General features: G+C 66.3%; 10 protein-coding genes and 1 tRNA gene. All 11 read right to left on the bottom strand.

The window, feature by feature from the left end; all coding sequences use genetic code 11:
• Positions 1-355, bottom strand: a 355-nt coding sequence (rpsL, locus tag ACIKT0_RS06150; protein WP_407104487.1) for a 30S ribosomal protein S12, incomplete at its 3' end; no start/stop codon positions are given.
• A 554-nt stretch (positions 356-909) separates the two neighbouring features.
• Entirely contained in the window at positions 910-5,106 is a 4,197-nt protein-coding gene (rpoC, locus tag ACIKT0_RS06145) for a DNA-directed RNA polymerase subunit beta' (RefSeq protein WP_407104486.1), read from the bottom strand.
• Positions 5,107-5,240: 134 nt separating this feature from the next.
• Entirely contained in the window at positions 5,241-9,356 is a 4,116-nt protein-coding gene (gene rpoB / locus ACIKT0_RS06140) for a DNA-directed RNA polymerase subunit beta (protein WP_407104485.1), read from the bottom strand.
• A gap of 264 nt (positions 9,357-9,620) precedes the next feature.
• On the bottom strand, positions 9,621-9,995 hold the full coding sequence (gene rplL, locus ACIKT0_RS06135) for a 50S ribosomal protein L7/L12 (protein WP_183393845.1): 375 nt from the start codon (positions 9,993-9,995) through the stop codon (positions 9,621-9,623).
• Positions 9,996-10,043: 48 nt separating this feature from the next.
• Positions 10,044-10,562 (bottom strand): 50S ribosomal protein L10, encoded by a 519-nt coding sequence (gene rplJ / locus ACIKT0_RS06130; protein WP_183393844.1) that lies wholly within the window; start codon positions 10,560-10,562, stop codon positions 10,044-10,046.
• Positions 10,563-10,870: 308 nt separating this feature from the next.
• Positions 10,871-11,569, bottom strand: coding sequence for a 50S ribosomal protein L1 (rplA, locus tag ACIKT0_RS06125; RefSeq protein WP_407104484.1), 699 nt, complete (start codon positions 11,567-11,569; stop codon positions 10,871-10,873).
• A 2-nt stretch (positions 11,570-11,571) separates the two neighbouring features.
• Positions 11,572-12,003 carry a 50S ribosomal protein L11 gene (gene rplK / locus ACIKT0_RS06120; protein WP_407104483.1) on the bottom strand — a complete coding sequence of 144 codons (432 nt, stop codon included), beginning with the start codon at positions 12,001-12,003 and terminating at the stop codon, positions 11,572-11,574.
• A 106-nt stretch (positions 12,004-12,109) separates the two neighbouring features.
• A complete protein-coding gene (gene nusG, locus ACIKT0_RS06115) occupies positions 12,110-12,670 on the bottom strand; it encodes a transcription termination/antitermination protein NusG (protein ID WP_183393841.1) in 561 nt (186 codons plus the stop codon).
• Positions 12,667-12,864 carry a preprotein translocase subunit SecE gene (gene secE, locus ACIKT0_RS06110; protein ID WP_183393840.1) on the bottom strand — a complete coding sequence of 66 codons (198 nt, stop codon included), beginning with the start codon at positions 12,862-12,864 and terminating at the stop codon, positions 12,667-12,669. The genes nusG and secE overlap by 4 nt, the downstream gene beginning before the upstream one ends.
• Positions 12,865-12,992: 128 nt before the next feature.
• A tRNA-Trp gene (locus tag ACIKT0_RS06105) sits at positions 12,993-13,069 on the bottom strand.
• Between the two features lie 146 nt (positions 13,070-13,215).
• The coding region (locus ACIKT0_RS06100; protein ID WP_474998493.1) for an EF-Tu C-terminal domain-related protein at positions 13,216-13,341 on the bottom strand (126 nt) is incomplete at its 5' end.

Genomic DNA, 13,341 nt, shown 5'->3' with positions numbered 1-13,341 from the left:
CGCCGTACTTCGAACGACGCTGCTTGCGGTTCTTCACGCCCTGCGTGTCGAGCACGCCGCGGAGGATGTGGTAACGCACGCCCGGAAGGTCCTTCACGCGGCCGCCGCGGATCATGACCACCGAGTGCTCCTGAAGGTTATGGCCCTCACCAGGGATGTAGCCGATCACCTCGAAGCCATTGGTCAGACGCACCTTGGCGACCTTACGGAGCGCCGAGTTCGGCTTCTTCGGCGTGGTCGTATAGACGCGCGTGCAGACGCCGCGCTTCTGGGGACACGCCTGAAGCGCCGGAACCGTATTGCGCGCCGTGGGAGCTTGCCGCGGCTTGCGGATCAACTGGCTAATGGTGGGCATTGATGGCCTAACCGCTTTCGTTTGATCGACGTCCGGCGCGCCGGCACGCCGGCGCACAAAACGAAACTGACGCCTTCCGCCGGTTTCCCGGTGGAGAGCGCCGCTCCTTGCAGAGGACCGCCGCCGACGAGCGACGACGGTCATGAACCGCAACTGACCCAAGCTGGTCGCGGCAGCGTCTGATCCCGAAAGGTCGGTGCGTTGGACCGCGACCGAGCAGCGTGGGATCACCGCCTGCCGAAGAGTAGGCGGCTTGTACCCGCCGACTCGCAGATAGTCAACACTCTGTCAGGGATTCCTCGGATTTCGGCCCCGCCAGCTCGGCGGAGCAGCTCCGATATCGCCCCTTGGCGCCTGGTCGACGCCCTGCCCCGCCTCGACGGCCCCTGCGCGGGCCGCCAGGGCTGGCTTCCGCCGGAAGCCAGCCCCGCCAGTTCCGTATGCCCTCCGGCTACGTGGAGCCAGCCCTGAGCTTCGACGACCGAAAGAAAAAAGCCGCCGGATCGCTCCGGCGGCTTTCATATCGTGCGAGCGGGCGGCGGGCCGCCCTCCCGTTACTCCGCGGCGTCGGCCGGGCTCGGCAGCAGATCCTGCCGCCCGCCGCTCGATTCCTGCGCCCGCTGCGCGAGGATCAGGTCGTCGCGGTGCATCGCGATCTCGCGGACCTTGTTCATCACCGAGCCGGTGCCGGCCGGGATGAGGCGTCCGACGATCACGTTCTCCTTCAGGCCCTCGAGGTCGTCCGCCTTGCCGTTGACGGCGGCCTCGGTGAGGACGCGGGTCGTCTCCTGGAAGGAGGCGGCGGAGATGAACGAGCGGGTCTGCAGGCTCGCCTTGGTGATGCCGAGCAGCACCGGATGGCCGACGGCGGGCTTCTTGCCCTCCTCCAGCATCTTGGCGTTGACGGCGTCGAAGTCCATGCGGTCGACCTGCTCGTTGGTGATCAGGTCGGTGTCGCCGGCGTCCGAGACCTCGACCTTCTGCAGCATCTGGCGAACGATCACCTCGATGTGCTTGTCGTTGATCTGCACGCCCTGCAGTCGGTAGACCTCCTGGATCTCGTTGACGAGGTAAGCCGCGAGCTCCTCCACGCCCTTGATCGCGAGGATGTCGTGCGGCGCCGGGTTGCCGTCGACGATGTAGTCGCCCTGCTCCACGACGTCGCCGTCCTGCAGCTGGATGTGCTTGCCCTTCGGGATCAGGTACTCGACCGGATCGCCGCCGTCGGCCGGCACAAGGGTGATGCGCCGCTTGTTCTTGTAGTCCTTCCCGAACTGCACGGTGCCGGCGATCTCGGCGATGATCGCCGCATCCTTCGGACGCCGGGCCTCGAACAGCTCCGCCACCCGCGGCAGACCGCCGGTGATGTCGCGCGTCTTGGCGCTTTCGGTCGGAATACGGGCGAGCACGTCGCCGGCCTTGACCTCCGAACCCGGAGAGACCGACAGGATCGCCTCCGGGGCGAGCTGGTAGCGCGCCTCGCCGCCCTTGGCCGGCTTGGCGATCTTGCCGCCCTCGTCCTGGATGATGATCGACGGCCGCAGGTCCGCGTTGCGGGCCGAAGTCCGCCAGTCGGTGACGACGCGCTTGGTGATGCCGGTCGCCTCGTCCGAGGTCTCCTTCATCGAGGCGCCTTCGACCAGATCCTCGAATCCGACCTTGCCGTCCACCTCGGTGAGGATCGGACGGGTGTACGGATCCCATTCGGCGATGCGCTGGCCGCGCTTGATCTTGTCGCCCTCGTCCACGCGGAGCTTGGAGCCGTACTGCAGGCGATGCGTCGCCCGCTCGGTGACGCCGTTGGCGTCGACGATCACCACGGCCACGTTGCGGCCCATGACGATGACGTCGCCGTCAGAGTTCCGAGCCACGTTGCGGTTGCGGATCTTCACCGTGCCTTCGAACGAGCTCTCCACGAAGGACGAGTCCGCCAGCTGCGCGGTGCCGCCGATGTGGAACGTGCGCATCGTGAGCTGCGTGCCCGGCTCGCCGATCGACTGCGCCGCGATGACGCCGACGGCCTCGCCCATGTTGACGGGCGTGCCGCGAGCGAGATCGCGTCCGTAGCAGGCCTTGCAGACGCCGACCTTGGTCTCGCAGGTGAGCACCGAGCGGATGCGGATCTCCTGGACCCCGACGGCCGCCATGGCGTCGACGTCCTTCTCGGAGATCAGCGTGTTCTTGCCGATGATCACCTCGCCGGTGGCCGGGTTCTCGACGTCCTCGGCCGTGGTGCGGCCGAGCGTGCGCATGCCGAGCGTCGCGACGATCTGGCCGGCGTCGACCACCGGGCGAACGCGGATGCCGGCGTCGGTGCCGCAATCGTCCTCGGTGATGATGCAGTCCTGCGCCACGTCGACCAGGCGGCGGGTCAGGTAACCCGAGTTGGCCGTCTTGAGCGCGGTGTCCGCGAGGCCCTTACGGGCGCCGTGGGTCGAGTTGAAGTACTCGAGGACCGAGAGGCCTTCCTTGAAGTTCGAGATGATCGGGCTCTCGATGATCTCGCCCGACGGCTTGGCCATGAGGCCGCGCATGCCGGCGAGCTGCTTCATCTGCGCGGGCGATCCGCGGGCGCCCGAGTGGCTCATCATGTAGATCGAGTTGATCTGCTTGGCCCGGCCGGTCTCCTCGTCGATCTGGACGGAGGAGATGCGCGCCATCATCTCGTCGGCGATCTTGTCGGTGCACTTGGCCCAGGCGTCGACGACCTTGTTGTACTTCTCGCCCTGGGTGATCAGGCCGTCCTGGTACTGCTGCTCGTATTCCTTGGCGAGCGTGCGGGTCTCCTCGACGATCTTCGGCTTGGTGTCCGGCACGACCATGTCGTCCTTGCCGAACGAGATGCCGGCCTTAAACGCGTTGTGGAAGCCAAGCGCCATGATCCGGTCGCAGAAGATGACCGTGTCCTTCTGACCGCAGTTTCGGTAGACGGTGTCGATCATGTTCGAGATTTCCTTCTTCGTCATCAGCTTGTTGACGACGTCGAAGGTCAGCTTCGGGGTCTTGGGCAGCAGCTGCCCGAGCATCATGCGGCCAGGGGTGGTCTCGTAAACCTTCGAGATCTCGTTGCCGTCCTCGTCGATCGAGGTGAAGCGACCCTTGATCTTGGTGTGGAGCGTGACCGACTTGTTGAACAGGGCGTGCTCGAGCTCACCCATGTTCGAGAACGCAATGCCCTCGCCGGGCTCGTTGTCCCGCATGATGGTGAGGTAGTAGAGGCCGAGCACGATGTCCTGCGACGGCACGATGATCGGCTGGCCGTTCGCGGGGTGCAGGATGTTGTTGGTCGACATCATCAGCACGCGCGCCTCCAGCTGAGCCTCGAGGCTCAGCGGAACGTGCACGGCCATCTGGTCGCCGTCGAAGTCGGCGTTGAAGGCGGCGCAGACCAGCGGGTGAAGCTGGATCGCCTTGCCCTCGATCAGCACCGGCTCGAACGCCTGGATGCCCAGACGGTGCAGCGTCGGCGCGCGGTTCAGCATCACCGGATGCTCGCGGATCACCTCGTCCAGGATATCCCAGACTTCCGGCTTCTCCTTCTCGACGAGCTTCTTCGCCTGCTTCACGGTCGCCGACAGGCCCTTGGCGTCAAGCCGCGAATAGATGAACGGCTTGAACAGCTCGAGCGCCATCTTCTTCGGCAGGCCGCACTGGTGCAGCTTGAGCTCCGGACCGACCACGATCACCGAGCGGCCGGAATAGTCGACGCGCTTGCCGAGCAGGTTCTGGCGGAAGCGGCCCTGCTTGCCCTTCAGCATGTCGGAGAGCGACTTCAGCGGGCGCTTGTTGACGCCCGTGATGACGCGGCCGCGGCGGCCGTTGTCGAACAGCGCGTCGACGGCCTCCTGCAGCATCCGCTTCTCGTTGCGGATGATGATGTCCGGGGCGCGCAGCTCGATCAGTCGCTTCAGACGGTTGTTGCGGTTGATGACGCGGCGGTAGAGGTCGTTCAGGTCGGAGGTCGCGAACCGGCCGCCGTCCAGCGGGACGAGCGGGCGCAGATCCGGCGGGATCACCGGCACGACGGTCATGATCATCCAGTCGGGCTTGTTGCCGGACTCGATGAAGGCCTCGACGATCTTCAGGCGCTTGGCGAGCTTCTTCGGCTTCAGCTCGGTGGTCGCCTCGGCGATCTCGACGCGGATGTCGGCCGCCATCTTCTCGAGGTCGAGCGTCCGCAGCATGGACTGGATCGCCTCGGCGCCGATCTGGGCCGTGAAGGCGTCCTCGCCATACTCGTCCTGCGCGTGGAGGTACTCCTCCTCCGAGAGCAGCTGCCGGTCCTTCAGCGGGGTGAGACCCGTCTCGAGCACGACGTACTTCTCGAAGTACAGGATCGCCTCGAGGTCCTTCAGCGTCATGTCGAGCAGAAGGCCGATGCGCGACGGCAGCGACTTCAGGAACCAGATGTGGGCGACCGGCGCGGCGAGCTCGATATGGCCCATGCGCTCGCGGCGAACGCGCGACAGCGTGACCTCGACGCCGCACTTCTCGCAGATGACGCCCTTGTACTTCATGCGCTTGTACTTGCCGCACAAGCACTCGTAGTCCTTGATCGGACCGAAGATCCGCGCGCAGAACAGGCCGTCGCGCTCCGGCTTGAACGTCCGGTAGTTGATCGTCTCCGGCTTCTTGATCTCGCCGAACGACCAGGAGAGGATCTTCTCCGGGCTGGCGATCGAGATGCGGATCTGGTCAAACGTCTGGGCAGGAACCTGCGTGTTGAAGAGATTCATCACTTCCTGGTTCATCGCCGTCTCCTTTAGCGAAGCCTGGAACGGGGCGCCGCCGCCACGCCGTTCCCGCCCGCTTGAAAATCCAAAGTCGAAAAGGCGGGCGGGCCAAAGGCCCGTCCGCCCGGAGGCTGCGTCCTAGGACGCGGCCGTCATTCGGCCGCTTCGGCGGGCGGATCGCCCGCGCGCCGCTTCGAAGTGTGCAGGTCGACGTTGAGGCCGAGCGAGCGCATCTCCTTCACGAGCACGTTGAAGCTCTCGGGGATGCCGGCTTCGAACGTGTCGTCGCCGCGGACGATCGACTCGTAGACCTTGGTGCGGCCGGCGACGTCGTCGGACTTCACCGTCAGCATCTCCTGCAGCGTGTAGGCCGCGCCGTAAGCCTCCAGGGCCCAGACCTCCATCTCGCCGAACCGCTGACCGCCGAACTGCGCCTTTCCGCCCAGCGGCTGCTGAGTGACGAGCGAGTACGGGCCGATCGAACGGGCGTGGATCTTGTCGTCCACGAGATGGTGGAGCTTCAGCATATATATGTAGCCCACCGTCACCTGTCGATCGAACGGATCGCCGGTCCGGCCGTCATGCAGCGTCACCTGCCCGGAGGTCGGCACGCCGGCGAGCTCGAGCATGTGCTCGATGTCCGCCTCCTTGGCGCCGTCGAACACCGGCGTCGCGATCGGCACGCCGCGCCGGAGCGTCTCGGACATCTCGACCAGCTCCTGGTCGTTCATGTCCTTGATCTCGGCATTGTCGCCATAGACCAGGTCGATCCGCGACTTCAGCTCGTCCATGCCCGCGCCGGCCCGATAGGCGTCGATCGCCCTGCCGATCTGAGCGCCGAGACCCGCGCAGGCCCATCCAAGATGGGTCTCGAGAATCTGTCCGACGTTCATCCGGCTCGGCACACCGAGCGGGTTCAGCACGATGTCGACATGCGTGCCGTCCTCGAGGAACGGCATGTCCTCGACCGGCACGATGCGCGACACGACGCCCTTGTTGCCGTGGCGGCCGGCCATCTTGTCGCCCGGCTGGATCTTGCGCTTCACCGCGATGAAGACCTTGACCATCTTCATCACGCCCGGGGGCAGTTCGTCGCCGCGCTGCAGCTTCTCGACCTTGTCGAGGAAACGCTGCTCGAGACGCTTCTTCTGCTCGTCGTACTGGGCGCGCATGGCCTCGAGCTCGGACGTCAGCTTGTCGTCCGAGACAACGATCTGCCACCACTGCGACCGCGGCGCCTCGGTGAGCGCGTCGCGGGTGATCGCCTCGTCCTTCTTGATCGCCTTCGGACCGCCGACGGCGGTCTTGCCGACGAGCATCTCGGCGAGACGCGCATAGGTGTTGCGGTCGAGGATCGCGAGCTCGTCGTCGCGGTCCTTCGCGAGACGCTCGATCTCCTCGCGCTCGATCGCCTGGGCGCGCTCGTCCTTGTCGACGCCGTGCCGGTTGAAGACGCGGACTTCGACGATCGTGCCCGTCACGCCGGGCGGAACGCGCAGCGACGTGTCGCGCACGTCGGAGGCCTTCTCGCCAAAGATCGCGCGGAGCAGCTTCTCCTCCGGCGTCATCGGGCTCTCGCCCTTCGGCGTGATCTTGCCGACGAGGATGTCGCCCGCCTGCACTTCCGCGCCGATGTAGACGATGCCGGCTTCGTCGAGGTTCTTCAGCGCCTCTTCCGACACGTTCGGAATGTCGCGCGTGATCTCCTCCGGCCCGAGCTTGGTGTCGCGGGCCATCACCTCGAACTCCTCGATGTGGATCGAGGTGAAGATGTCGTCGGAGACGATCTTCTCGCTGAGGAGGATGGAGTCCTCGAAGTTGTAGCCGTTCCACGGCATGAACGCGACGAGCACGTTGCGGCCGAGCGCGAGCTCGCCGAGCTCGGTCGACGGGCCGTCGGCGATGATGTCGCCCTTCTTGACGAGGTCGCCGACGCGAACCAGCGGCTTCTGCGTGATGCAGGTCGACTGGTTGGAGCGCTGGAACTTCATCAGGCGGTAGATGTCGACGCCGGGCTTCGAGGCGTCCGCCTCGTCGGTCGCGCGGATGACGATACGGGTCGCGTCCACCTGGTCGACGATGCCGCCGCGGCGGGCCGCGATGGCCGCGCCGGAGTCATGGGCGACGACCGCCTCCATTCCGGTGCCGACGAACGGCGCGTCGGCGCGAACAAGCGGCACCGCCTGGCGCTGCATGTTCGAGCCCATCAGCGCGCGGTTGGCGTCGTCGTTCTCGAGGAACGGGATGAGCGCCGCGGCGACCGAGACGAGCTGCTTCGGCGACACGTCCATGTAGTCCACGCGCTCGACCGGCGCGAAGACGACCTCGCCCATGTGGCGGCAGACGATCAGGTCTTCGGTGAACTTGCCGTCCTCGGTGATCACCGCGTTCGCCTGGGCGACGTGGTGCTTCGATTCCTCGACCGCCGAGAGGTAGTGCACCTCATCCGTCACCGCGCCGTCCCGGACCTTGCGGTACGGGGCCTCGATGAAGCCGTACTTGTTGACCCGCGCGAAGGTGGCGAGCGAGTTGATCAGGCCGATGTTCGGGCCTTCCGGCGTCTCGATCGGGCAGATGCGGCCGTAATGCGTCGGGTGCACGTCGCGCACCTCGAAGCCAGCGCGCTCACGCGTCAGGCCGCCCGGGCCAAGCGCCGAGAGACGACGCTTGTGCGTGATCTCGCTGAGCGGGTTGGTCTGGTCCATGAACTGCGAAAGCTGCGACGAGCCGAAGAACTCGCGCACGGCGGCCGCCGCCGGCTTCGCGTTGATCAGGTCCTGCGGCATGACCGTGTCGATTTCGACCGAGGACATGCGCTCCTTGATGGCGCGCTCCATGCGGAGCAGGCCGACGCGGTACTGGTTCTCCATCAGCTCGCCGACGGACCGGACGCGGCGGTTGCCGAGATGGTCGATGTCGTCGATCTCGCCCTTGCCGTCACGCAGGCCTACCAGCGTCTTTACGACCGCCAGGATGTCGGCCTTGCGCAGCGTGCGGACGGTGTCCTCCGCGTCGAGGTCGAGGCGCATGTTCATCTTCACGCGGCCGACCGCCGAGAGGTCGTAGCGCTCGCTGTCGAAGAACAGCGATTGGAACATCGCTTCCGCGGTGTCGAGGGTGGGCGGCTCGCCCGGACGCATCACGCGATAGATGTCGAACAGCGCCTCTTCGCGCGTCGAGTTCTTGTCGGCGTGCAGCGTGTTGCGGATGTAGCCGCCGGTGTTGACGTGGTCGATGTCGAGCAGGTCGAGCTCGTCGACGCCGACTTCGGCCAGCAGCTCGAGCAGCTTCGGCGTGATCTCCTCGCCGGCTTCCGCCCAGACCTCGCCGGTCTCGACGTTGACGAGATCCTCGCCGACATACTGGCCGACCATCTCCTCGTTGGAGACCCTGAGGAACTTCACGCCCTTCTCGCCGATGAGGCGGGCCTGGCGCGGGGTCAGCTTCTTGCCGGCCTCGAGCACGACCTCGCCGGTGTCGGCGTCGATCAGGTCGACCGTCGCGTTGAAGCCGCGCATGCGCTCGCCGTCGAACGGCATGCGCCATGCGTCGCCGTCACGGGCGTGCGGGACCTTGTTGTAGAAGGTGTCGAGGATCTCCTCGCCGTCCATGCCGAGCGCGAACAGCAGCGAGGTCACCGGGATCTTGCGGCGACGGTCGATACGCGCGTGCACGATGTCCTTGGCGTCGAACTCGATGTCGAGCCAGGAGCCGCGATAGGGGATGATGCGCGCCGCGAACAGGAGCTTGCCCGACGAGTGCGTCTTGCCCTTGTCGTGGTCGAAGAACACGCCCGGCGACCGGTGCATCTGCGAGACGATGACGCGCTCGGTGCCGTTGACGATGAAGGTGCCGTTGTCCGTCATGAGCGGCATGTCGCCCATGTAGACGTCCTGCTCCTTGATGTCCTTGACGGACTTGGCGCCGGTCTCCTCGTCCACGTCGAACACGATCAGGCGCAGCGTCACCTTGAGCGGGGCCGCGAAGGTCATGCCCCGCTGGCGGCACTCGTCGACGTCGTATTTCGGCTGTTCGAACTCGTACTTGACGAACTCGAGCATCGAGGTGTTCGAGAAGTCGGAGATCGGAAACACCGACTTGAAGACCGTCTGAAGACCTTCGTCCGGACGCGCCTCGTTTCCGTCGAACAGCAGGAACTGGTCGTAAGACGCCTTCTGAACCTCGATGAGGTTCGGCATCTGCGTCACTTCCCGGATCTTGCCGAAGAACTTGCGAACACGCTTGCGGCCGGTGATCGTCTGAGCCATCGTCTTCCTCAATCCTGCCGAGGGCACGCCTGATCCAAAAACCGCGGACGCGGGGCTTGGATCAGGCGCGGCGGGCTCCATCTCGTCGCGAGCCCGCTGTAGAAGCGCTTTCCGGTCCCGGAAGGGTCCGGAGGCGCTGAAAGCCGCGGAGGAACCGACGTCGCGAACGACGCCGTTCCCCGCGGCTTCTGATGCGCCTGCGGGGCCGGCCGAGCGGCCCCGCAGGTATTCAGGCGGCGCGGACGATCGCTCGTCCGCCCGACCTCACTTGAGCTCGATCTTGGCGCCGGCCTTCTCGAGCTGGGCCTTGAGCTTCTCGGCCTCGTCCTTGGCGACGCCTTCCTTGACGGGCTTCGGCGCGGCCTCGACGAGGTCCTTGGCTTCCTTGAGGCCGAGGCCGGTGATCGCGCGGACCTCCTTGATGACCTCGATCTTCTTGTCGCCCGCAGCCGCGAGCACGACGGTGAACTCCGTCTGCTCTTCCGCGGCCGGAGCCGCAGCGCCGCCGGCCGGAGCCGCAACCGCGACCGCAGCAGCGGCCGAGACGCCCCACTTCTCTTCGAGGAGCTTCGCGAGCTCAGCCGCCTCGAGCACCGTCAGGTTGGACAGCTCGTCGACGATCTTCGTCAGATCAGCCATTGTCTTACGTCCTTAAGTTCGAACCAGGTTTGAATTGTGAAGAACGGCTCACGCCGCCTCGTCTCGGGTGGCGTAGGCCCCGAACACACGCGCCAGCTTGGCAGCGGGCGCGGTCGAGAGCTGAGCGAGCTTGGTCGCGGGCGCCTGGATGAGGCCCACGAGCTTGGCGCGCAGTTCGTCGAGCGACGGCAGCGAGGCGAGCGCCTTCACTGCGTCGGCGTTCAGGGAGGTCGCGCCCATCGCGCCGCCAAGGATCACGAACTTGTCGTTCGCCTTGGCGAACTCCACCGCGATCTTCGGCGCCGCCACCGGATCGTCGCTGTAGGCCAGGACCGTGGGGCCCTGCAGCAACGAGCCGAGATGGGACACTTCCGTGCCCTCGAGAGCGATTTTGGCGAGACGGTTCTTCGCGACCTTCACGCTCGCGCCGGCGTCGCGCATCTGCCGACGCAGGGTCGACATCTGAGCGACGGTCAGGCCCGAGTAGTGAGCGACGACGATGGCCCCGGAGTTCGAAAACACCGAGTTCAGCGTCGCGACCATGTCACGCTTTTCCGCGCGGTCCACGTGCTCTCTCCGGTTGACGATCCGACAAACGCCGGACCGCCGGGTTGCAACGACCGCCTCCGGAGCCAGAGAGCCTCGGAAGCGGCGGCTTGAAGCCTGTCCGCGCGTGACCGCCCGAAAAGCGCTCACGGCGATGGTTCGAACCGGACGATGAAATCCGGTCTTCCCCGTCTCGGCAGGTCCCGGTGCTCCGGGCTTAGGATCCGCCCCCGTGGGCGAACGCCTGCTTTCTCGGACAGGTCGGGAGGGCGGATCGCTCCGCCCCGCCCTTCCCGCGCCGGGACCAGCCCGGCGCGAAATTCGTCAGATCAGGAGCCGAGCACCGTCGAGGGCTCGACATGCACGCCCGGGCCCATCGTCGAGGACACCGCGATGCGCTGCACGTACTGGCCCTTGGCGCCGGTCGGCTTGGCCTTCACCACGGCGTCCGTGAACGCCTTGATGTTCTCGGCGAGCTTGGCCGCGTCGAACGACGCCTTGCCGACGCCGCCGTGGATGATGCCGGCCTTCTCGACGCGGAACTCGACCGCGCCGCCCTTGGCGGCCTTGACCGCGCCGGCGACGTCGGTGGTCACCGTGCCGACCTTCGGGTTCGGCATCAGGCCGCGCGGGCCCAGCACCTTACCGAGACGGCCGACCAGCGGCATCATGTCCGGGGTCGCAATGCAGCGATCGAACTCGATCGTGCCGCCCTGGACGATCTCGAGCAGATCCTCCGCGCCGACGATGTCCGCGCCGGCGGCCTTCGCCTCTTCGGCCTTCGGGCCGCGCGCGAACACGCCGACCCGCACGGTCCGGCCGGAGCCGTTCGGCAGCTGACAGACGCCGCGGACCATCTGGTCGGCGTGGCGGGGATCGACGCCGAGGTTGATGGAGACCTCGATGGTCTCGTCGAACTTGGCGGTCGCCCGCTCCTTGACGAGCGCGAGCGCCTCGTCGAGGCCGTAAAGCTTGGTGCGATCCACGCCCTCACGGGCCTTGGCGACGCGCTTTCCGATCTTCGCCATGGTCAGCCCTCCACCGCGAGGCCCATCGAGCGGGCGGAGCCCGCGATCATCGCGACCGCCGCATCGACGGAGTCGCAGTTGAGGTCGGCCATCTTCTTCTCCGCGATCTCGCGGAGCTGAGCCTGGCTGACCTTGCCGACCGCAGCGGACTTGCCGGTGGCCTGGGAGCCCTTGGAGATCTTCGCCGCCTGCTTCAGGAAGTACGAGACCGGCGGGGTCTTCATCTGGAACGTGAAGGAGCGGTCCGCATAGGCCGTGATGACGACGGGGATGGGCATCCCCTTCTCGAGCTGGGCCGTCTGCGCGTTGAACGCCTTGCAGAATTCCATGATGTTGAGGCCGCGCTGACCGAGCGCCGGACCAATCGGCGGCGACGGGTTCGCGGCGCCCGCAGGCACCTGCAACTTGATGTAGCCAGTTACTTTCTTCGCCATTTAGGTTCTCCTGGACGGCGCTGCAACCGGCCGTCGTGATCCGTGGTGCGATCGATCGTCCGGGCAGCGAAGAGCCCGGCGTCTTTCTCCCACGGCTGGAAACGGATCAGACCTTCTCGACCTGCCCGTATTCGAGATCGACCGTCGTCGCGCGGCCGAAAATCGAGACGTCGATCTTGAGGCGCGCCCGCGCCTCGTCGACGTCCTGCACCACGCCCGAGAAGGACGCGAACGGGCCATCCGACACCCGGACCTGCTCGCCGATCTCGAACGAGACCGACGGCTTCGGGCGCTCGATGCCCTCCTGAACCTGCCGCATGATGCGGGTGGCCTCGGCCTCCGAGATCGGCGAGGGCTTGTTTTCCGCGCCGAGGAAGCCGGTGACCTTCGGGGTGTTGCGGATGAGGTGGTAGGCCTGATCGGTCAGGTCCATCTTCACCAGCACGTAGCCCGGGAAGAACTTGCGCTCGGCATCCACCTTCCGGCCGCGCCGAACCTCCACGACCTTCTCGGTCGGGACGAGGATTTCCTCGAAGAGGTCCGCAAGCCCGGTCTGCTCCGCCTTCTCGCGGATCGACTCGGCGACCTTCTTCTCGAAGTTCGAATAGGCGTGAACGATGTACCAGCGCTTCGGACGTCCGCCCGCGCGAGCCTCAACAGCGCTCATTGGCCGAACCCCAGGATCCAGGTGACGCCGGTGCGCATCAATAAGTCGGCGACGAAGAAGAACACGGCCGCGATGAACACGAAGACGAACACCATCGCGGTGGTGATCATCGTCTCGCGGCGGGTCGGCCAGACCACCTTCGCGGTCTCGGCGCCTACCTGCCGCAGGAATTCCACCGGAGAAGTCTTCGCCATGGCCTCGTTAACGTCCAAAGGGGCGCGCTCCTAGACAGGCTCGCACCCCGCACAACAATGGAAGACTGCGACGCAGCAGCCGTCGCGCGCTCCGCTTCACGTTCCGCCCCGCCAACGCCGCCCGAGCGTGGCAGGAGTGGAGGGACTCGAACCCCCAACCCCCGGTTTTGGAGACCGGTGCTCTGACCAGTTGAGCTACACTCCTAGAGTCGCCGGGGGGTTTCGAGCGGGCTCGCCTTATGGCACGCCCCGGCGCGTTCTTTCAAGTCCCTTTCGCGGGCGGGCGGCCCGCCCCGGACGGCTTGCGCCGCCGGGCGACCAGGGCGGCCGCGAGGGCCGCCCCGATTTCTATCACTCGATGATGCTGGCGACGACGCCGGCGCCGACGGTTCGGCCGCCTTCGCGGATCGCGAAGCGCAGCTTCTCCTCCATCGCGATCGGCACGATCAGGTGCACCTCCATCGCGATGTTGTCGCC

The organism is Hansschlegelia beijingensis (assembly GCF_045505405.1).
Classification (GTDB): domain Bacteria; phylum Pseudomonadota; class Alphaproteobacteria; order Rhizobiales; family Methylopilaceae; genus Methylopila; species Methylopila beijingensis_A.
This window is presented reverse-complemented; position numbering and strand designations above follow the sequence as displayed.

What these genes read in the sequence shown, in the direction of transcription:
- rpoC (WP_407104486.1), bottom strand. Translation starts at nt 5,106, where the DNA reads ATGAACCAGGAAGTGATGAATCTCTTCAACACGCAGGTTCCTGCCCAG.
- rpoB (WP_407104485.1), bottom strand. Translation starts at nt 9,356, where the DNA reads ATGGCTCAGACGATCACCGGCCGCAAGCGTGTTCGCAAGTTCTTCGGC.
- rplL (WP_183393845.1), bottom strand. Translation starts at nt 9,995, where the DNA reads ATGGCTGATCTGACGAAGATCGTCGACGAGCTGTCCAACCTGACGGTG.
- rplA (WP_407104484.1), bottom strand. Translation starts at nt 11,569, where the DNA reads ATGGCGAAGATCGGAAAGCGCGTCGCCAAGGCCCGTGAGGGCGTGGAT.
- rplK (WP_407104483.1), bottom strand. Translation starts at nt 12,003, where the DNA reads ATGGCGAAGAAAGTAACTGGCTACATCAAGTTGCAGGTGCCTGCGGGC.
- nusG (WP_183393841.1), bottom strand. Translation starts at nt 12,670, where the DNA reads ATGAGCGCTGTTGAGGCTCGCGCGGGCGGACGTCCGAAGCGCTGGTAC.
- secE (WP_183393840.1), bottom strand. Translation starts at nt 12,864, where the DNA reads ATGGCGAAGACTTCTCCGGTGGAATTCCTGCGGCAGGTAGGCGCCGAG.